Source organism: Micromonospora ferruginea, assembly GCF_013694245.2.
In the GTDB taxonomy this organism is placed as follows: Bacteria; Actinomycetota; Actinomycetes; order Mycobacteriales; family Micromonosporaceae; genus Micromonospora; species Micromonospora robiginosa.
Genome location: NZ_CP059322.2, coordinates 1,905,830 through 1,922,775 on the forward strand (window position 1 = coordinate 1,905,830; position 16,946 = coordinate 1,922,775).

The 16,946-nt window shown below is 74.3% G+C and carries 20 protein-coding genes; 11 read left to right on the forward strand and 9 right to left on the reverse strand.

All coding sequences use genetic code 11. The features are described 5' to 3' along the window. Window positions 1–23: 23 nt before the first annotated feature. The 4 genes from H1D33_RS08325 (at window position 24) to H1D33_RS08340 (ending at window position 3,625) form a co-directional block, all read left to right on the forward strand. Window positions 24–986 carry an acetylxylan esterase gene (locus H1D33_RS08325; RefSeq protein WP_181568621.1) on the forward strand — a complete coding sequence of 321 codons (963 nt, stop codon included), beginning with the start codon at window positions 24–26 and terminating at the stop codon, window positions 984–986. A gap of 70 nt (window positions 987–1,056) precedes the next feature. After that, entirely contained in the window at window positions 1,057–1,857 is an 801-nt protein-coding gene (locus H1D33_RS08330; protein WP_181568620.1) for a M15 family metallopeptidase, read from the forward strand. Window positions 1,858–1,926: 69 nt separating this feature from the next. Continuing rightward, window positions 1,927–2,433: a DinB family protein gene (locus H1D33_RS08335; protein WP_181568619.1), complete on the forward strand. Its 507-nt coding sequence runs from the start codon at window positions 1,927–1,929 to the stop codon at window positions 2,431–2,433. Between the two features lie 154 nt (window positions 2,434–2,587). Then, the gene (locus H1D33_RS08340; RefSeq protein ID WP_181568618.1) at window positions 2,588–3,625 is read left to right on the forward strand and encodes a zinc-dependent alcohol dehydrogenase family protein; all 1,038 of its coding nucleotides are present in this window, start codon (window positions 2,588–2,590) and stop codon (window positions 3,623–3,625) included. Between the two features lie 55 nt (window positions 3,626–3,680). Here H1D33_RS08340 and H1D33_RS08345 read toward each other — a convergent pair whose 3' ends face one another. Further along, window positions 3,681–4,451 (reverse strand): alpha/beta hydrolase, encoded by a 771-nt coding sequence (locus H1D33_RS08345; protein WP_181568617.1) that lies wholly within the window; start codon window positions 4,449–4,451, stop codon window positions 3,681–3,683. Window positions 4,452–4,604: 153 nt separating this feature from the next. Between H1D33_RS08345 and H1D33_RS08350 the strand changes: the two genes are divergently transcribed. Then, complete coding sequence (locus H1D33_RS08350; protein ID WP_181568616.1) at window positions 4,605–4,997, forward strand: hypothetical protein; 393 nt, start codon at window positions 4,605–4,607, stop codon at window positions 4,995–4,997. A gap of 806 nt (window positions 4,998–5,803) precedes the next feature. Beyond that, window positions 5,804–7,003 (forward strand): RtcB family protein, encoded by a 1,200-nt coding sequence (locus H1D33_RS08355; protein ID WP_181568615.1) that lies wholly within the window; start codon window positions 5,804–5,806, stop codon window positions 7,001–7,003. Window positions 7,004–7,033: 30 nt separating this feature from the next. Here the strand turns inward: H1D33_RS08355 and H1D33_RS08360 are convergent, their stop codons facing one another. From H1D33_RS08360 to H1D33_RS08395, 8 genes are all read right to left on the reverse strand, one after another. Then, window positions 7,034–7,198 carry a hypothetical protein gene (locus tag H1D33_RS08360; protein WP_181568614.1) on the reverse strand — a complete coding sequence of 55 codons (165 nt, stop codon included), beginning with the start codon at window positions 7,196–7,198 and terminating at the stop codon, window positions 7,034–7,036. Then, window positions 7,195–7,419, reverse strand: a complete 225-nt coding sequence (locus H1D33_RS08365) for a helix-turn-helix domain-containing protein (RefSeq protein WP_181568613.1) — start codon at window positions 7,417–7,419, stop codon at window positions 7,195–7,197. Before H1D33_RS08365 ends, H1D33_RS08360 begins: the two co-directional genes overlap by 4 nt. Next, a complete protein-coding gene (locus H1D33_RS08370) occupies window positions 7,419–7,877 on the reverse strand; it encodes a DUF2975 domain-containing protein (protein WP_246411535.1) in 459 nt (152 codons plus the stop codon). The genes H1D33_RS08365 and H1D33_RS08370 overlap by 1 nt, the downstream gene beginning before the upstream one ends. Before the next feature lie 67 nt (window positions 7,878–7,944). Further along, window positions 7,945–8,853: a Gmad2 immunoglobulin-like domain-containing protein gene (locus tag H1D33_RS08375; protein ID WP_181568612.1), complete on the reverse strand. Its 909-nt coding sequence runs from the start codon at window positions 8,851–8,853 to the stop codon at window positions 7,945–7,947. Next, window positions 8,841–10,229, reverse strand: coding sequence for a sensor histidine kinase (locus H1D33_RS08380; protein ID WP_181568611.1), 1,389 nt, complete (start codon window positions 10,227–10,229; stop codon window positions 8,841–8,843). Before H1D33_RS08380 ends, H1D33_RS08375 begins: the two co-directional genes overlap by 13 nt. Before the next feature lie 7 nt (window positions 10,230–10,236). Further along, the gene (locus tag H1D33_RS08385; protein ID WP_181568610.1) at window positions 10,237–10,917 is read right to left on the reverse strand and encodes a response regulator transcription factor; all 681 of its coding nucleotides are present in this window, start codon (window positions 10,915–10,917) and stop codon (window positions 10,237–10,239) included. Window positions 10,918–11,012: 95 nt separating this feature from the next. Continuing rightward, entirely contained in the window at window positions 11,013–11,567 is a 555-nt protein-coding gene (locus H1D33_RS08390; protein WP_181568609.1) for an AMIN-like domain-containing (lipo)protein, read from the reverse strand. 111 nt (window positions 11,568–11,678) lie between these two features. Beyond that, on the reverse strand, window positions 11,679–12,272 hold the full coding sequence (locus H1D33_RS08395) for an HD domain-containing protein (protein WP_181568608.1): 594 nt from the start codon (window positions 12,270–12,272) through the stop codon (window positions 11,679–11,681). Between the two features lie 139 nt (window positions 12,273–12,411). On the opposite strand from H1D33_RS08395, the gene H1D33_RS08400 reads away from it, so the two are divergent. The 5 genes from H1D33_RS08400 (at window position 12,412) to H1D33_RS08420 (ending at window position 16,945) form a co-directional block, all read left to right on the forward strand. Further along, window positions 12,412–13,386, forward strand: coding sequence for a TolB family protein (locus H1D33_RS08400; protein ID WP_181568607.1), 975 nt, complete (start codon window positions 12,412–12,414; stop codon window positions 13,384–13,386). Continuing rightward, a complete protein-coding gene (locus tag H1D33_RS08405; protein WP_181568606.1) occupies window positions 13,383–14,309 on the forward strand; it encodes a TolB family protein in 927 nt (308 codons plus the stop codon). Before H1D33_RS08400 ends, H1D33_RS08405 begins: the two co-directional genes overlap by 4 nt. A gap of 143 nt (window positions 14,310–14,452) precedes the next feature. Beyond that, window positions 14,453–15,229, forward strand: a complete 777-nt coding sequence (locus tag H1D33_RS08410) for a class I SAM-dependent methyltransferase (protein ID WP_181568605.1) — start codon at window positions 14,453–14,455, stop codon at window positions 15,227–15,229. Between the two features lie 55 nt (window positions 15,230–15,284). After that, the gene (locus H1D33_RS08415) at window positions 15,285–16,295 is read left to right on the forward strand and encodes a hypothetical protein (RefSeq protein ID WP_181568604.1); all 1,011 of its coding nucleotides are present in this window, start codon (window positions 15,285–15,287) and stop codon (window positions 16,293–16,295) included. Then, complete coding sequence (locus tag H1D33_RS08420; RefSeq protein ID WP_181568603.1) at window positions 16,292–16,945, forward strand: hypothetical protein; 654 nt, start codon at window positions 16,292–16,294, stop codon at window positions 16,943–16,945. Before H1D33_RS08415 ends, H1D33_RS08420 begins: the two co-directional genes overlap by 4 nt. Window position 16,946 lies beyond the last annotated feature (1 nt).

The following is a 16,946-nucleotide window of genomic DNA, read 5'->3' on the forward strand; positions in this document are numbered from 1 at the left end:
CGGACTGACCAGGAAGCCGAGGCGTGTTCACCGACCTGCCCGAGGCGGAACTCCGCCAGCACCGCAGCGACCTGTGCGAGCCGTCCGACTTCGACTCCTTCTGGGCCGACACGCTGACCGAGGCGCGCTCCTGCGGCGATCCGGTGGTGGCGACCCCGGTGCCGACCCCACTGACCGCAGTGGACGTCTTCGACGTGACGTTCCCCGGCTTCGCCGGGCAGCCGGTGCGGGCCTGGCTGCGGGTGCCGCGCGGCGCGGCCGGGCCGCTGCCGACCGTCGTGCAGTACGTCGGCTACGGCGGCGGGCGGGGCCATCCGCTGGAGAACCTGCTCTGGTCCGCCGCCGGCCTCGCCCACCTCCAGATGGACACCCGCGGGCAGGGCTCCGGGTGGAGCCGCGGCGACACGCCGGACGTGGCGGCCGCCGGGCCGCAGGCGCCCGGAATGGCGACCCGGGGCGTGGAGGAGCCGCGCCGCTACTACTACCGGCGTTTCCTCACCGACGCGGTCCGCGCCGTCGACGCGCTCGGCGACCTGCCGGCCGTCGACCCGGACCGGGTCGCCGTGCTCGGCCACAGCCAGGGCGGGGCCGCGGCGCTGGCCGCCGGCGCGCTGACGCCCCGGGTCCGGGCCGTGGTGGCGCACGTGCCGTTCCTCTGCGACGTCGCGCGCGCCGTCACGCTCACCGACTCGGCGCCGTACCGGGAGATCCGGGACTACCTGGCCGTGCACCGGGACGCGGAGGAGCGGGTGCTGCGCACGCTCTCCTACGTCGACGGCGTGGCGTTCGCCCGGCGCGCCACCGTGCCCGCCCGCTTCTCCGTCGCGTTGATGGACGAGATCGTCCCGCCGTCGACCGTGTACGCCGCCTACCACGACTACCGGGGCGACAAGGAGCTGACGGTGTGGCGCTACAACGGCCACGAGGCGGGCGCCATCGACGACGACGCCGCCGCGCTCGACTTCCTCCACACCGCCCTGCGGTAAGGAGGGGCCCCTTGTTAACAGACGTCCGTTAACAAGGGGCCCCTCCTTACCGCGTGGTAGAACCGGCAGGGTGCGCAGACGTACCGCGGTGGTTCTGGTCGTGGTGGTGGTCGCGACCGCCTGCCAGCGGCCACCGCCGCACCCGGCGCCGTCGCCCACCCCCACCGGGCCGCGCGCCCCGGCCGACGTCGTCGACCTGGCCGCCGTCGACGGAAGCGTCCGCACCGACATCCGGTACGCCTCGGCGCACAACTTCGTCGGCCGCCCGATCGACGGCTACCCCGAGCCGCTCTGCCTGCTCACCCGGCGGGCGGCCGACGCGTTGCACCGGGTGCAGACCGCCGCGCTGGCCCGGGGCCGCAGCCTGAAGGTGTACGACTGCTACCGCCCGCAGCGGGCGGTGAACGAGTTCGTCGCCTGGGCGAAGCTCCCGCGGGAGCAGGAGATGAAGGCGGAGTTCTACCCGGACCTGCCGAAGGACCGGCTCTTCGCCGACGGCTACATCGGCGCGCCCACCGCCCACAGCCGGGCCAGCACGCTCGACCTGACGCTGGTCCCGGTGCCCACCCCGGCGCAGCCCGGCTACACGCCCGGCGAGCCGCTGCGGCCCTGCACCGCCCCGGCCGGCCGCCGATTCGCCGACGACTCCGTCGACATGGGCACCGGCTTCGACTGCTTCGACCCGCGCGCCCACACCGCCGACGCGCGGGTCACCGACCAGGCCCGGGCGAACCGTGAGCTGTTGAAGCGGCTGATGACCGCGCAGGGGTTCGAGAACTACCCGCGCGAGTGGTGGCACTACCGGTACGTGGACGAGCCGTACCCGGACACCTGGTTCGACTTCCCGGTGGCCCGCTCGTCGCTGCGGTAACGCGCTTGCGCCATGATCCACAGCGGTTAGGCTGCCCGCTGACCGAACCCCCGCCCGGAAGGACGTCCCGTGGAGACCGAACGGATCGGCCCGCCGCTGCTGGCCGGCGAGCGGGAGACGCTGCGCGCGTTCCTCGACTTCCACCGGGCCACCCTGGCCCTCAAGTGCGAAGGGCTGACCGACGAGCAACTGCGCCGGCGGTCGTCCCCGCCGTCGACGCTGTCCCTGCTCGGCCTGGTCCGGCACATGGCCGAGGTGGAACGCACCTGGTTCCGCCGGGTCATCGCCGCCGAGGACGTGCCGCTGGTCTGGTCGGACAGCGGCGACTTCCAGGTCGCGTACGACGCGGCCGGGGCCGACGTCGCCGAGGCGTTCGAGGCGTGGCGGCGCGAGGTCGAGCACGCCCGCCGGATCGAGCGGGAGGCCGAGTCGCTCGACGTGACCGGCCACCAGGCCCGCTGGGGTGAGGACGTCTCGCTGCGCCTGGTGATGGTGCACATGCTGCACGAGTACGCCCGGCACAACGGCCACGCCGACCTCCTCCGCGAGGCGATCGACGGCACCGTCGGCGTGTAAGGCGGGGGCCCCGGTTAACGCTTCCGGTAGAGGAGGGGCCCCTCTTAACACGTCGATCATCGGGACCTCGGCCCCGCGTACCGGGTCCTCCGGCCCTGCCACCCGTCCGCCCGCGGGAGAAGCGTGGGGGGTGACAACGGCGTGAGGAGGAGCCATGAAGGCACTCGTGTACGGCGGGCCGGGCGAGAAGTCCTGGTCCGAGATCCCGGACCCCACGATCGCCGGTCCGCGTGACGCGATCGTCCGGGTCGACGCGGTCACCATCTGCGGCACCGACCTGCACATCCTCGGCGGCGACGTGCCCGAGGTCGAGCCGGGCCGGGTGCTCGGCCACGAGGCGGTCGGCACGGTCGTGGCGGTCGGCGAGGGCGTCGCCAACCTGACTCCGGGCGACCGGGTCCTCGCCTCCTGCATCTCCGCGTGCGGCGTTTGCCGCTACTGCCGCGACGGCGTCTACGGGCAGTGCCTCGGCGGCGGCGGGTGGATCCTCGGGCACACCGTCGACGGCGTGCAGGCCGAGTACGCCCGCGTCCCGTTCGCCGACCTGTCCACGTACCGCCTGCCGGAGGGCGTCTCCGACGAGGCGGCCGTGCTGCTGGCCGACATCCTGCCCACCTCGTACGAGGTCGGCGTGCTCAACGGCGGGGTGCGGCCCGGCGACACCGTCGTGGTGGTCGGCGCCGGCCCGATCGGTCTCGCCGCGATCCAGACCGCCCGGCTCTTCTCGCCGACCCACGTGGTCGCCGTCGACAAGGCGCAGAGCCGGCTCGACGCGGCCAAGCGGTTCGGCGCCGACCTGACCGTGCTCGCCGACGACGACCCGCTCGACGCGGTCCGCTCGGTCACCGGCGGGCTCGGCGCGGACGTGGCGATCGAGGCGGTCGGCGTGCCGGCCAGCTTCGAGCTGTGCACCACGCTGGTCCGGGCCGGCGGCCGGGTCGCCAACATCGGCGTGCACGGCGCGCCGGCCACGCTGCACCTGGAACGGCTCTGGATCCGCGACGTCACCATCACCACCGGCCTGGTCGACACCCGCACCACGCCGAAGCTGCTGGACATGCTGGTCGCCGGCCAGCTCGACACCGCCCACATGGTGACCCACCGATACCCGATGGAGGAGATCGTCGAGGCGTACGACGTGTTCGCCCGCCCGGCCGAGACCGGCGCGCTCAAGGTCGTGCTCACCCGCTGAGGGGTGTTAAGCGGGGCCCCCGCCTATACCGAATGTGTTAAGCGGGGGCCCCGCCTTACCCCCGCAGGGGGAGCCAGGTGAGGACGGCGGCGATCTGGGCGTCCCAGTACGCCCAGTCGTGGTCGCCGGGGCCGAAGTCGACGGTGAGCGGCCGGCCGAGGCGGCGCGCCGTGTCGACGAAGCGCACGCTGTCCTCGTACAGGAAGTCCTCGGTGCCGCAGGCCACGTAGAGCGCCGGCAGGTCGTCGCCGGCCCGCTCCAGCAGCGCCACGGTGTCGTCGTCGTCCGGCGGCGGCCGCTCGCCCCAGACCGTGTGCCACACCGCCGGGTCGACCGGGCTGGACGGGTGGTGGCGTCGCCGCGCCACGTCGAGCGCCCCGGAGAGGCTGGCCGCCGCGGCGAACCGGTCGGGGTGGCGCAGCGCCCACTTCACCGCGCCGTAGCCGCCCATCGACAGGCCGGCGACGAACGTGTCCTCCCGCCGGGTGGAGAGGCGGAAGAACGATCGGCACACCTCGGGCAGTTCCTCGCTGAGGAACGTCCAGTACCGGTTGCCGTGCTCCTCGTCCCGGTAGAAGCTGCGCTGCACCTGCGGCATCACCACGGCCAGCCCCAGCGGGGCGACGTAGCGCTCGATCGACGACCGCCGGGTCCACGCCGTGTCGTCGTCGGTGAGGCCGTGCAGCAGGTAGAGCACCGGCGGGTCGCCGTCGCCGGCGGCGCCGGCCATGCCGATGCCGGCCGCGCCGCGGTCGGGCAGCAGCACCGTCATCGAGGTGCCCATGCCGAGCGCCTCGGAGAAGAAGTCACAGCGGATCCGAGCCATGAACCGGCAGCGTACCCGCGGCCCGATCGGGGGTGGATTGACCGTTCCTATTGCCCCGGGCCACCCGGGCGGGACAGGATGGGCGTGCGTGCCGGAAACGTGTTCGTAACCTGCGCGCTGCTGGTCTCTGTCACAAGGAAGTGGGAGTCAGGCATGAGCGACGTCTCGGCGGCACTGGGTGTGCGCCTCTACCCGGACCTGGTCGAGCCCGGCGGTCTGGCCCCCGCGCTCGCGCAGACCGCCGCCGCCCACCAGCTCGACATCGGCCAGGTGTCCGCTCCCGAGCAGGGCCGCAGCCGGTTCACCTCCGCCGAGCTGACCTCGCCGCGGGGCGTGGTCTGCGTCCACCTCGGTTCCCAGGCCCGCTACTTCATGATCGACCTGCGGGTCGACGGCGAGGTCGAGGCCCGCGGCGACGCCACCGACCTGCTCCAGGTCGCGCAGGTGGCCGCCGCCTGGCGCGCCGGCACCACGCTCGCCGACCTCACCGCGCGTTTCCCGTTCATGGAGCAGATGAGGCGCCACCCGGTGACCCAGGCCGGTTAGGCCGGCTCCGGGTCTAGCGGTGGCGCTCGTCGCGGGATGCCGCGATGCTGCGCCGGTGACCGCTTCCGGCACGTTGTCGCTGCTCGAACCGGCGGTCCGACCCGCTCACGGCTGACGGGTGAGGCCGACCGCCGTCCGGTGATCCGCCGTCACTCGCCACCACCCGCGCTCCACCCCGACCGGCCGTGACTGGAACGGTATCGGTCTGTCGCGGCCCGGCATGCGCCCATGGCGTTCCACCCGACGGTCTGGCGACCCGCCCGAGCGGCGCTCCCGACACCGCGCCCCGCCACCCCGGCGCCCATCCCCACCACCCTCCCACGAATGACCGCCGCCTCCCCGTGCCGCCGAGTGATCAAGGAGTTGGCGTCGCCGGGGAGATCGACTGCGACGCGAACTCCTTGATCACCTGGCGTCGGGGCGGGGGTGCCGCAGGTCCGCGATCGACGAGGCGTCGGGGGTGGGAGCGGGCGGTGAAATCGCGTTGCTGTCGTGCGGGGGGCGGTCTTACCGTTTAGGGGCAACGCCGAACTGATCCACTGGGGAGTCCACCGTGTCGCAGCAGAATCGCAGCCGAGCCGAGCGGCCCTTGCCGCGCGTCGGCGCCCTGCTGCCCGAACCGGGCCGCAAGGCGTGTTCGCAATCAGGGTGGTGGCGCGTCTAGCGCCGACGCGACGATCTCGCGCGAACCGCCCGCCCCCAGACCGGAGCCGGGCGGTTCTTTCGTCCGCCCGTCCCAGGCCGTCGAGACAACGGGCAGGGCTCGAGTCCCGTACGGCCACCCCCCACGACACGAGGAGACCACGATGGGTTTCACCCCGCTGGCCGGTACCCGGGCGCCGGTCCGGGTCTGGACCGACCCGTACGCGATCGAGGCGCAGGCGGCCCGGCAGCTGCGCAACATCGGCGCGCTGCCCTGGGTGCAGGGTGTCGCGGTGATGCCGGACGTGCACTTCGGCAAGGGCGCGACCGTCGGTTCGGTGATCGCCATGCGGCAGGCGGTGTCGCCGGCCGCGGTCGGCGTGGACATCGGCTGCGGCATGTCGGCGGTGCGTACCTCGCTCACCGCCGCCGACCTGCCCGACGACCTCGCCCTGCTGCGCTCGGCGATCGAGGCGGCCATCCCGGTCGGCTTCGCGATGCGCGACGACGCGGTCGACCCGCGTCGGGTACGCGGGCTGGAGCAGGCCGGCTGGGACGACTTCTGGCGGCGGTTCGGCACGCTCGACCGGAGGGTGGCGCAGCTCGAGACGCGGGCCCGGCGCCAGCTCGGCACGCTCGGCGGCGGTAACCACTTCATCGAGGTCTGCCTGGAGCAGGGCGGCCCGGACGACGGGCGGGTGTGGCTGATGCTGCACTCCGGTTCCCGCAACATCGGCAAGGAGTTGGCCGAGCGGCACATGGCGGTGGCGCGCGGGCTGCCGCACAACACCGACCTGCCGGACCGGGATCTCGCGGTGTTCCTCGCCGGCACGCCGGAGATGGACGCCTACCGGCGGGACCTGTGGTGGGCGCAGGAGTACGCGCGACGCAACCGGGCGGTCATGCTGGCCCTGCTCGGCCAGGTGGTCCGGGACGCGTTCCCGCAGGTGCGCTACGACGAGGCGATCTCGTGTCACCACAACTACGTGGCCGAGGAGACCTACGACGGGGTGGAGGTGCTGGTGACCCGCAAGGGTGCGATCCGGGCCGGCGCGGGCGACCTGGGCGTGATCCCCGGCTCGATGGGGACCGGCTCGTACGTCGTGCGCGGCAGGGGCAACCCGGATGCGTACTGCTCCGCGTCGCACGGGGCGGGGCGGCGGATGTCGCGGGGGCAGGCGAAGCGGACGTTCAGCACGGCCGACCTGGCCGCGCAGACGGCCGGGGTGGAGTGCCGCAAGGACGCCGGGGTGGTCGACGAGATCCCCGGCGCCTACAAGGACATCACCGAGGTGATGGCCCAGCAGGACGACCTGGTCGAGGTGGTCGCGCACCTCAAGCAGGTCGTCTGCGTGAAGGGCTGAGGCGGGGCCGGCGTCGAGGGGGCGCCGGCCCTACCGGGTACGACGGGAGAGGCGCACGGCGACGGCGACCGCGCCGATGACGAACAGGGCGGAAAGGAGTTGGAGGCCGGGGGAGTCGTCGGTTTCCCCGTACACGAATCCGGCGACGCCGAGCGCGACGGCGAGGACGACGACGGCGGCGGGCAGGTGTCTCATCGGTTCTCCTCGTTCTCGTCGGCGACCCACTCGAGCAGGTCGCCGGGTTGGCAGTCGAGGACCCGGCACATCGCCTCCAGGGTGCTGAACCGGACGGCCTTGGCGCGGCCGTTCTTCAGCACGGCGACGTTGGCCGGGGTGAGCCCGACGCGTTCGGCGAACTCGCCGACGCTCATCTTGCGCTTGGCCAGTTCGACGTCGATGCGCACGACGATGGGCATCAGATCACCGCTTCCATGTCGGTGCGCAGCGTGGTGGCCTGCCGCAGCAGGGCGCGCATCACGACCATCAGCAGCCCCAGCACGCTGACCCCGGTGCTGAGCAGGAAGAGCAGCAGCGGCAGGCCGGGGTCGTCGGCGTGGAACCCGACCCAGAGGAAGACGCCCACCAGGCTCGCCCAGCCGGCGGCGATCGCCCAGACGATGCCGTCGACCCAGGCCAGGGACGCCTCGGTGAAGATCCGATCATGTTTGACCAGAGTGAGGAGTTGCCAGGTGCACACGATCACCACCTGTACGCAGAGCACCCAGAACACTGTGACCGCGGTGGCCGGCCACCGCAGGTACGCGTCGTCCGGGTTCTCCCGGGCCATGTGCGCGAACTGCCCGGGCAGCGACATCGTCTGGAACAGCACCAGGATCCCGAACAGCAGGACGAGGAAGGCGCGGAGTGCCGTCACGGCGCGCTCGGTAGTCAACATATATCGACTATCGCTCTCAACCTATCGAAAGTCAATCGTTTCACGGTCACCCGGTTGACGTCAGCGTGACCGGGACGCGCACCACGTCCATCCGGGAGCCGTCACGCGCCGACACCTGGAACACCTCCACGACGCCGCCGCCGGGCGCCACGCCCCGGTAGCGGACGGTCAGCCGGTAGGCGCCCCGGCAGCCGGAGCCGCAGGAGGCGGTGGTGAACGCGGCGCCGACCTGCCGGCCCGCCGCGTCCAGCACCCGCGCGCTCACCGTCGCCTCGTACACGTCGGCGGTGCCGGTGACGGTGACCGGGCTGCCGACGTGCTCGCCGATCACCGGGGCCGTCACCACGATCGCGGGCAGCAGGTCGGCGTAGTCGTCCCGCCCGGTCGCCGCGCCGGCCGGGGCGAAGGCCACCCGCCGGACGGTGGGGAACTGGGTGAGCGTCCAGACCACCTGGGCGCGGCGCGTCCGGGCGGCGACGGTCCCGCCGGCGTCGAACCCGGCCGGCGGGACCAGGGTCGCGACGCCGTCGGCGATCCGGGTCACCCGCGTGCCGGCCGGGACCAGGGTGGTCAGGCCGGTCGCGCTCTCCGCCGCCGACGGGCCGGCGGCCAGCGCGTCGAGCGCCAGGTGGGACGTGGCCACGGTGGCGGGAAGCGCGCGCCGGGTCGGTGCCAGCCGGCCGGCCCGGACGAACCAGAGCTGCACGCTCACCGTGCCGACCGGCTCGCGCGACGCGGCGGCCGGCGTACCCGAGCCGGTCGGCGTCCCGGCGGTCGCGGCGCGGCTCGACGGCGACGCCGGCACGGGCGCCCCCGTCGACGGGCCGGCGCCGGCCGGCACGGTGGCGCTGGTGGACGGTGCGACCGGCGCCGGCCCGAGCGAGCCGGTACGCGGCGGGGCGCACCCGCCGGCGACCAGCAGCAGCGCGGCGAGCGGCGGGATCAGGCGTCGCATCGGTCGCCCCCGGCGTCGAGCGGCAGAGTCAACCGGAAGCGGGTGCCCCGCCCCACCTCGCTGGTCACGTCGAGGTGACCGCCGAGCAGTCCGGCGTTCTCCCGGGCGATGGCCAGCCCGAGCCCGCTGCCCGGCCCGGTGCGCGCCGGGTCGACCTTGTGGAACCGGTCGAAGACGTGGGCCAGGTGCGCGGCGGGGATGCCCGGACCGCGGTCGGCGACGTCGACCACCAGCGCGGTGTCGGTGCGCCGGACCGCGACGACGAGCCGGCCGCCACCGTGCTCGACCCCGTTGGTCACCAGGTTCGTCAGGATCCGCTCCAGCCGGCGCGGATCCGTCACCACCGGCGACACGTCGTCGGCCACCGTGACGCGGGCGCCCGGCGCGTCGGCGGTGATCCGCCGCACCAGCGCCGCGACGTCCACCGGCCGGGTGGCGAGCGCCTCGCGCCCGGCGTCTAGGCGGGAGATCTCCATCAGATCCTCGACCAGCCGGCGCAGCCGGACCACGTCGGCCACGAGCAGCTCGGCCGCCCGCCGCGCGTCGGCGGGGAGGGCGTCGATCCCGTCGGCGAGCAGCGAGGCCGCCGCCACCAGGGCGGTGACCGGGGTACGCAGCTCGTGCGCCACGTCGGCGGTGAACCGCCGCTCCCGGGCCTGCGCCCGCGACAGCGCCTCGATCTTGGCCTCCAGCGCCTCGGCCATCTCGTTGAAGGACACCGCCCAGGCGCTGAACTCGTCGCGGCCACGCACCGGCAGCCGGGTGCCCAGCAGCCCCTCGGCCACCGCCCGGGCGGCCCGGCTGGCCCGGCCGACGGGTTCCAGGGTGCGGCGCGCCAGCGCGTTGCCCACCGCGGCGGCGACCAGCACCACCACCACCCACCCCACCACCGAGGCGGTACGCAGCGGGGCCAGGGCGTCGACCACGTCGTCCTCGACGGTCACCACGTACAGCTCGGCGGTGGAGCCGGGGATCCGGCCCCCGACGACCAGCAGCCGCGGCCGGCCGGAGGTGCGCTGGAAGCCGAGCTGCCCGGCGGCGACGGCGGCGCGCAGGTCCCGGCCGGGCACGGGCGCGTACCGGGGGTCGGACGCCCAGGAGCCGCCGGCGACCAGCAGCACGTGCCGGCCCGACTCCTCGAAGCCGGCCAGCAGGTCGGTGCGGCGGGTCTCGGTCAGCGGCAGGAACTGCGCGGCGACCAGGAGTTGGTAGCGGGCGTCGGCGGCGGCGCGTTGCAGTGAACCGTCGAACCGGGCCTGCCGCAGCATGAGGTAGGAGCCACCGGCCAGCGCCCCCGCGGACAGGCCGGCGACCAGCACGAACGCGACGACCAGCCGGCGCCGGAGCCGTCCGGGTGCGACGCCGCCGGCCGCCACGGCCCGCTCACCCCGTCGCCAGCTTGTAGCCGGCGCCGCGAACCGTGCGGATCAGCGCCGGCGCGTGCGGGTCGGCCTCCACCTTGGCGCGCAGGCGCTGCACGGCCACGTCGACCAGCCGGGAGTCGCCGAGGTGGTCGTACCCCCAGACCCGGTGCAGCAGCAGTTCGCGGGTGAACACCTGGCCGGGGCGCCGGGCCAGCTCCAGCAGCAGCCGGAACTCGGTGGCGGTGAGGGGCAGCTCGCGGCCGTCCCGGCGGGCCACGAAACGCGCCGGGTCGATCTCCAGCGGCCCGACGGTCACGGTGGCCTCGGCCGCCGGCGGGACGGCGCGACGGAGCACGGCGCGCACCCGGGCGACCAGTTCCGGCAGGTCGAACGGCTTGCGGAGGTAGTCGTCGGCGCCGCACTCCAGACCGACCACCACGTCGATGGTGTCGGTGCGGGCGGTGACCATGAGGATCGGCACCCGGCTGGTGCGCCTGATCTCCCGGCACACCTCGAAGCCGTCCAGCCCGGGCAGCATCACGTCGAGCACGACGAGGTCGACCGGGCCCGCCCGCCAGACGGCGAGGGCGGCCGGACCGTCGGCGGCGGTGGTCACCCGGAACCCGGCACGGCGCAGGCCGAGAGCCGACACCTCCCGGATGGAGGCGTCGTCCTCGACGACCAGCACGCGGCCCTCCACGATCACCCAGCGTAATCCGGTGGGTCCCCGGACGGCGTGGGCGGATCGGACGGTGACGAGGGGCCGGTCGGCCCCTCGTCACCTCCGGCGACGTGTCACGCCTGCCACTGGTGGGCCACGTCGAGCACGATCCGGCTGTGCGTGCCGGGGCCGCTGAGCACGAGGACGCGGAACGGCAGTTGGGCGCGCACGCCCGTCGCGAACGTGGTGTAGCCCTCGAAGCTGCCGCCGAAGACCACGTCACGCGCCGTCCGGGCGCCCAGCACGACCGCGGCGTGCTCGCCCACGCGGTAGGGCACGGTCGCCACGTGCCCACCGTCGTACGCGGGCGCCCGCAACGACACCGACAGCAGCGCGCCGCCGGCGGTGTACGGGCTCAGCGCCAGGCCCTGCCCCTCCGTGTACGTCTCGCCGTAGGCGACGGAGTAGCCGCTCACCGGCCCGGCGAACTCGAAGACCACCCGGTCCCAGCAGTCCTGCCGCTCGGTGCGCACGTCGACGAGCGGCGCGGTGCTCAGCGCCCCGGCCGCCTTGGCCGTGCTGCCCCAGGTGATCCCGCAGTAGGGCGCCGCCGCGCTCGCGCCGCTCACGCCGGCGACCAGGCCGCCGAGCAGGACGACGAGCGCCAGCAGTGTCCGTCCGATCCTCATCATGACCTCCCGTGTGCCGGGGACCCCGTCCGGTGTCCCTGGCCCGACGGTCGACCCGCTGGGCAACAGCGGTTTCGCCGTGGCGTAACCGCCGGGTAACAGCCGGGCGGGTCAGTCGTACACCGGATGCTCGGCCTGGAAGGCCAGCCGGTGGTCCGCGCCGGCGGCCAGCTCGGCGAGCACGTCGTCGAGGTCCAGGAACGTCTGCCACGGCTCCTGCCCGGTGATGCCGGCGAGCCGGTCCACCACGAGCTGCTCCAGGTCGGCGACCCGGCGGCCCTTCCACACCTTGTCGGCGAGGCTGACCAGCAGGTCCTCCAACTGCACGCCGGGGGAGCGCCAGGCGGCGTGGGTGACGGCGAAGCGGGCCCGTTCCTCGGGCACGCCGAAGCGCAGCAGCAACTGGTAGCCGGCCTCCTCGTGCGCCGAACCGGGCCCGGTCAGCTCGGCCGGGTGCTCGACCTTGCCGAGGTCGTGCACCGCGGCGCCGAACAGCACCGCCTGCCGGTCGAACGGGACCGCGCCGAAGCGGTCGGCGAACGCGGCGGTCAGGCGCCAGGCCACGTCGTGCACCAGCCGCAGGTGCGCGCCGAGCCGGGGCGGCGCGGCGAGCGCGTCCAGCAACTCGACCGCCACCCCGGGCAGCGGGAGCACCGGCGGGTCACCCGGGTCGGTCAGGGCACGGCGCAGCGCGTCGGAGGTCACCGGGGCGAGGGTACCGGCTGTCCCGGCCGGTCACCCCGCGTCCTGGCCGAGTGGCCGACGGTGAACGGTCCGCTCGCCCGATCCCTCGGCGAACGTCCGATCAGGAGGGTGAGGCGGACGTCTATCACGGGGAGACCGCATGACCGCACTGAATCGTCGTACCCTGCTGCGCGCCGCCGCGCTGACCGGCGCGGCCGCCGCGACCGGCCTGGCCGGCGGGCTCGCCGCCGCGCCGGCGTCGGCCGCCGAGGCCGGCAACGGACCGTGGCTGGTCAGCGTCGGCTGGGGCGTGCTCCAGATCGACCCGGGCCGCACCACGCCGCGATCGCTGCTGCCGGACGGCGACCACGCCAAGGCCTCACCGGACGGTCGGTACGTGGCCTGGGTGAACACCGCCTGGTCGGGCGACGGCACGCTGCTGCCGTACGTGGCGGTGCACGACCGCGTCACCGGACGGAAGCGCACGCTGCTGGCCGACCCGCCCGGCGTGCTCTACGGCGCGCCGACCTGGTCGCCGGACGGCCGGGAGATCGCCCTGGTGACGGGGAGCCAGCAGGACCGGCTGATCGCGGTCGACGTGGCGACCGGTGGCACCCGCGTGCTGGTCCAGGGTCACGCCATGAGCTCGCCGGACTGGTCCCGGGACGGCTCGATGATCGTCATGCACTGGCGCAGCCGCTCCGAGGGCCCGCAACTGCGCGTCCTGGAACTGGCGACCGGCACGGTGCGGCGGCTCTACGCCCCGCAGGCGGGGGAGCGGGTCAGCGGGCCGGTGTTCACACCCGACTCCGAGCGCGTGGTCTTCTGCACCACCCGCTGGTATCCCGACCTGGCGACGCTCAACCAGTCGCTCGCCTCGGTGCGGATCGGCGGCGCCGGGCTGAAGAAGCTCACCGACGAACCGCGGTTCTACCTGTCGCCGGTGTTCTCGCCGGACGGGCGCTACTGCGCGGCGCTGTCGATCCCGCCGGAGAACGAGTACCCCGACGGGGGCAACATCATCGTCTCCACCAGCGGCTTCGGCGCGCAGTGGTGGGTGCCCGGCGACGAGTACGACGACAGCACCCGGCTGGACTGGGCCCGGCCCGTCGCCACGACGGGAGCCTCCGCATGACCACGATGAGCCGCCGTACGCTGCTGCGCGCCGCCGCGCTCACCGGCGCGGCCGCCGCCACCGGGCTCGTCACCGCGCCGGCCGCCGCCGCCGAGGCGGTCAACGGGTCGTGGATCGTCACCGGTCCCGGCGTGCTCCAGATCGACCCGGGCCGGACCACCCCGCGGGTGCTGCTGTCCTCCGGCGGCGACGTGGCCGCCTCCCCCGACGGGCGGTACCTGGCCGTGCGCGGCCAGACGCCCGGGCCCGCGTTCGACGTCACCCTCGAGGTGTACGACCGGGTCACCGGCCTGAGCCGCACGTTGATCACCGACCGGTTCGGGGTCTACTACGAGTGGCCGACCTGGTCACCGGACGGCACCGAGGTCGCCCTGGTGATCGGCGAGAGCCGTCTGGTCGCGGTGAACGTGGCCACCGGCGCCCGGCGGGTCCTCGTCGAGGGCCACCGCATGGTGCGACCCAACTGGTCCCGCGACGGCTCGATGATCGTGATGGAGTGGATCAGCCGCTCCGAGGGACACCAACTGCGAACCCTGGAACTGGCCACCGGGAAGGTGCGGCGGATCCACCAGCCCGATCCGGGCGAGCACTTCGGGTGGCCGGTGTTCACGCCGGAGACCGGCCGGGTGGTGTTCTCCACCAACCGCTGGACCCGTGACGTCGACATCCTCGGCGGCGCCCTCGGCTCGGTCCGGGTCGACGGCACCGGCCTCAAGCGGCTCACCGCCGAGCCACGGGTCTACCTGTCACCGGTGTTCTCCCCGGACGGACGCTACTGCGCGGCGCTGTCCGTGCCACCCACCAACCCGGAACCGGACGGCGGCAACATCCTCGTCGCCACCCGGGGCTTCGACGCCGAGTGGTGGATCCCCGGCGACGAGTACGACGACTCGTCCCGGCTGGACTGGGCGCGGGCGATCTGAGACGCCCGCACACCGACGCGGCGGCCGGGCGACGGCCGCCGCGTCGGCGTATCCGGAGTGGATGTCCACGCCGTCGGGCGCGAGCGGTGCGAGGCTGGGGGTGGACGCCGCCGACGGGGCCGGCGACCGCGGGGGGAGGTGTGATGCCCGAGCCGCCGACCGGCACCTCGGCACACCGCGCGCAGGCGCACGGCCGGCACGCCAACCACCACCGCTACCACGACGGCGCGCAGGTCGACGGGTACGTCGACGACCCGTACCACCGGGTGCGCCGCGCCGTCGCGGCCCGGCTGGTGGCCGAGGGGGTGACCGGCGGCGGGCCGGTGCTGGAACTGGGGTGCGGGTCGCGCGGCATGCTCGACCCGGCCACGCTGCCCGGCCCGCTCGTGCTGGCGGACATGGCCGAGACCGCGCTGGGCACCGCCCGGCGGGCGGCCGGCGGCCGGGCACTGCCGGTCTGCCTGGACGCCACCCGGGGGCTGCCGTTCCGGGCGGGCAGCTTCGCCGGGCTGCTCGCCGGCGAGCTGATCGAGCACGTCTACGACCCGCTGGCGCTGCTGCGCGAGTGCCACCGTGTGCTGGCGCCGGACGGCCTGCTGGTGCTCACCACGCCCAACCTGGCGCCGGTGCAGGACCGGCTGGCGTTCCTCGCCGGGCGGGCGCCGCGCCAGGTCGACCCGCTGCACCCCTACCTGTGGCTGCACATCCGGCCGTTCACCGCGTCGCTGCTGCGGCGCACGCTGCGCCGGGCCGGGTTCACCCCGACGGCGATCCGCTCCAACGAGGTGGGCTGGCGGCTGCCCGGCGGACGGTGGGTCACCTCGCGGTGGCTGGCCCGGGCCGCGCCGGGGCTCGGCGGGTCGCTGATCTGCGCCGCCCGCAGGCGCGCCACTGCGCCACCGCCCCGGAACAGTGCGTGATCGCGATATTGACAAAGGGCTATCATGGAGGCTCCGTCGTCGACCGGGGGATGTCATGGCGCGCCTGATCGGCTGGGTCGTCAGCAATCTCGACGCCTTCATCGGCCTGGTGCTGGCCGTCACGGTGGCCGTCCTCGGCCTGACCAACACGGTCAGCCAGGACGTGGTCAACAGCGCCATCCTGCTGGTCCTCGGCCTGCTCGCGCAGGCCGTGCTGCGCGACCGGCTGCGCCGCCGCACCGCCGAGCAGGAGGTCCGCCAGGTCATCGTGGACACCCGCGAGCGGCTCACCGACCTGGTGCCGCCGATCCGCGAGCTGACCGGCCCGGAGGGCGCGCTGAGCCGGGCCCGCGAGGCGATCCACAGTTCCTCGATGGTGCGGGTGCTGCACGGCAGCGAGGTCGGCCAGGCGCTCGCCGAGGCGCGCCAGCACACCGACCGGTGGGACTTCAAGGGCGGCACCGGCACCTACCTGCGCGCGGTCACGCTGCCCGAGTGCCTGAAGGCGGCCCGCCGCCGCAACGCCACGCTCACCGTCGCCGTCGAGATCATCGACCCGACCGACGAGGAGGTCTGCGAGCGGTACGCGCGCTTCCGGCGCAGCCTGGAGTCGGACGAGCCGACCGCGCAGACCGAGCCGTGGACGGTCGACCGCACCCGCAAGGAGTCGTACGCGACCGTGCTCGCCGCGTGCTGGTACATGCAACGCTCCGGCCTGCTCACCGTCGACCTGCGGCTCTCCGCGCAGATGACCACGTTCCGCTACGACCTCTCGTCCTCCTGCGTGGTCATCACCCAGGAGAACCCACGCACCCCGGCGCTGCGCATCGACCGGGGCGAGGTCTACTACAACCGGTTCAACATCGAGCTGGACTACAGCCGCCGGCAGAGCCGACGGGTGCCGGTCGAGTCGGCCGGCCAGGTCCGGCTCGACGACGAGCCGTCGGTCGAGCAGGTCCGCCGGTTGTTCACCGCGCTCGGCCTGGCGCTGCCCCGGTCCTTCGGCGACCGGGAGGTCGCCGACATCGTGCGCAAGGCCCTCCAGGCGAGGAACCCCTACACATGACCAGCTACGCCGACCTGGAACGGGAGATCGACCGGGGCACCCGGCCGGAGCTGCTGCGCGACTGGGTGCTGGGCGTGCTCGGCGACGTCGCCGACGGGCGGCGAGCGCTGCGGGCGGTCCGGCACCCGCTCGGCTTCACCTGCCTGCCGGTGGAGCGCGACGGCCCGGACGGGATCTGCGTGCACGCCTGGCCGGCCGAGCCACCGGCGGTGCGCCCGAGCACCTCGGCGATGCACTCGCACAGCTGGGACCTGCTCAGCCACGTGCTGCACGGCACGGTCCGCAACGAGCTGATCGACGTCACCGACACGCCCGCCGACCCGTCCTGGCGGGTCTACGAGGTGCACAGCCTCGGCGAGGTCGACGAGGTGGCGGCCACCGACCGGCTGGTCACCGCCACGACCGCGACCGTGGAGACGCACTCCGCCGGCGACTCGTACGCGCTGCGCGCCGGCGGTTTCCACACCTCGGAGGTCAGCACCGGCGAACCGGCGGTGACCGTGGCGCTCGGCCGGACCACACCCGGCGCGTGCGACCTGAGCCTCGGCGCGGTGGACGGGCGCAGCCACCGGGTACGCCGGGACCGCTGCGACGCGGCGGAGACCGCGCGGATGGCGCGACAGATCGCGCGACTGGTGGCACGGGGCTGAC

Coding starts and splice junctions, on each gene's coding strand:
- H1D33_RS08410 (WP_181568605.1), top strand. CDS start 14,453: ATGCCCGAGCCGCCGACCGGCACCTCGGCACACCGCGCGCAGGCGCAC.
- H1D33_RS08340 (WP_181568618.1), top strand. CDS start 2,588: ATGAAGGCACTCGTGTACGGCGGGCCGGGCGAGAAGTCCTGGTCCGAG.
- H1D33_RS08365 (WP_181568613.1), bottom strand. CDS start 7,419: ATGCCCATCGTCGTGCGCATCGACGTCGAACTGGCCAAGCGCAAGATG.
- H1D33_RS08360 (WP_181568614.1), bottom strand. CDS start 7,198: ATGAGACACCTGCCCGCCGCCGTCGTCGTCCTCGCCGTCGCGCTCGGC.
- H1D33_RS08355 (WP_181568615.1), top strand. CDS start 5,804: ATGGGTTTCACCCCGCTGGCCGGTACCCGGGCGCCGGTCCGGGTCTGG.
- H1D33_RS08375 (WP_181568612.1), bottom strand. CDS start 8,853: ATGCGACGCCTGATCCCGCCGCTCGCCGCGCTGCTGCTGGTCGCCGGC.
- H1D33_RS08390 (WP_181568609.1), bottom strand. CDS start 11,567: ATGAGGATCGGACGGACACTGCTGGCGCTCGTCGTCCTGCTCGGCGGC.
- H1D33_RS08345 (WP_181568617.1), bottom strand. CDS start 4,451: ATGGCTCGGATCCGCTGTGACTTCTTCTCCGAGGCGCTCGGCATGGGC.
- H1D33_RS08420 (WP_181568603.1), top strand. CDS start 16,292: ATGACCAGCTACGCCGACCTGGAACGGGAGATCGACCGGGGCACCCGG.
- H1D33_RS08350 (WP_181568616.1), top strand. CDS start 4,605: ATGAGCGACGTCTCGGCGGCACTGGGTGTGCGCCTCTACCCGGACCTG.
- H1D33_RS08405 (WP_181568606.1), top strand. CDS start 13,383: ATGACCACGATGAGCCGCCGTACGCTGCTGCGCGCCGCCGCGCTCACC.
- H1D33_RS08400 (WP_181568607.1), top strand. CDS start 12,412: ATGACCGCACTGAATCGTCGTACCCTGCTGCGCGCCGCCGCGCTGACC.
- H1D33_RS08415 (WP_181568604.1), top strand. CDS start 15,285: ATGGCGCGCCTGATCGGCTGGGTCGTCAGCAATCTCGACGCCTTCATC.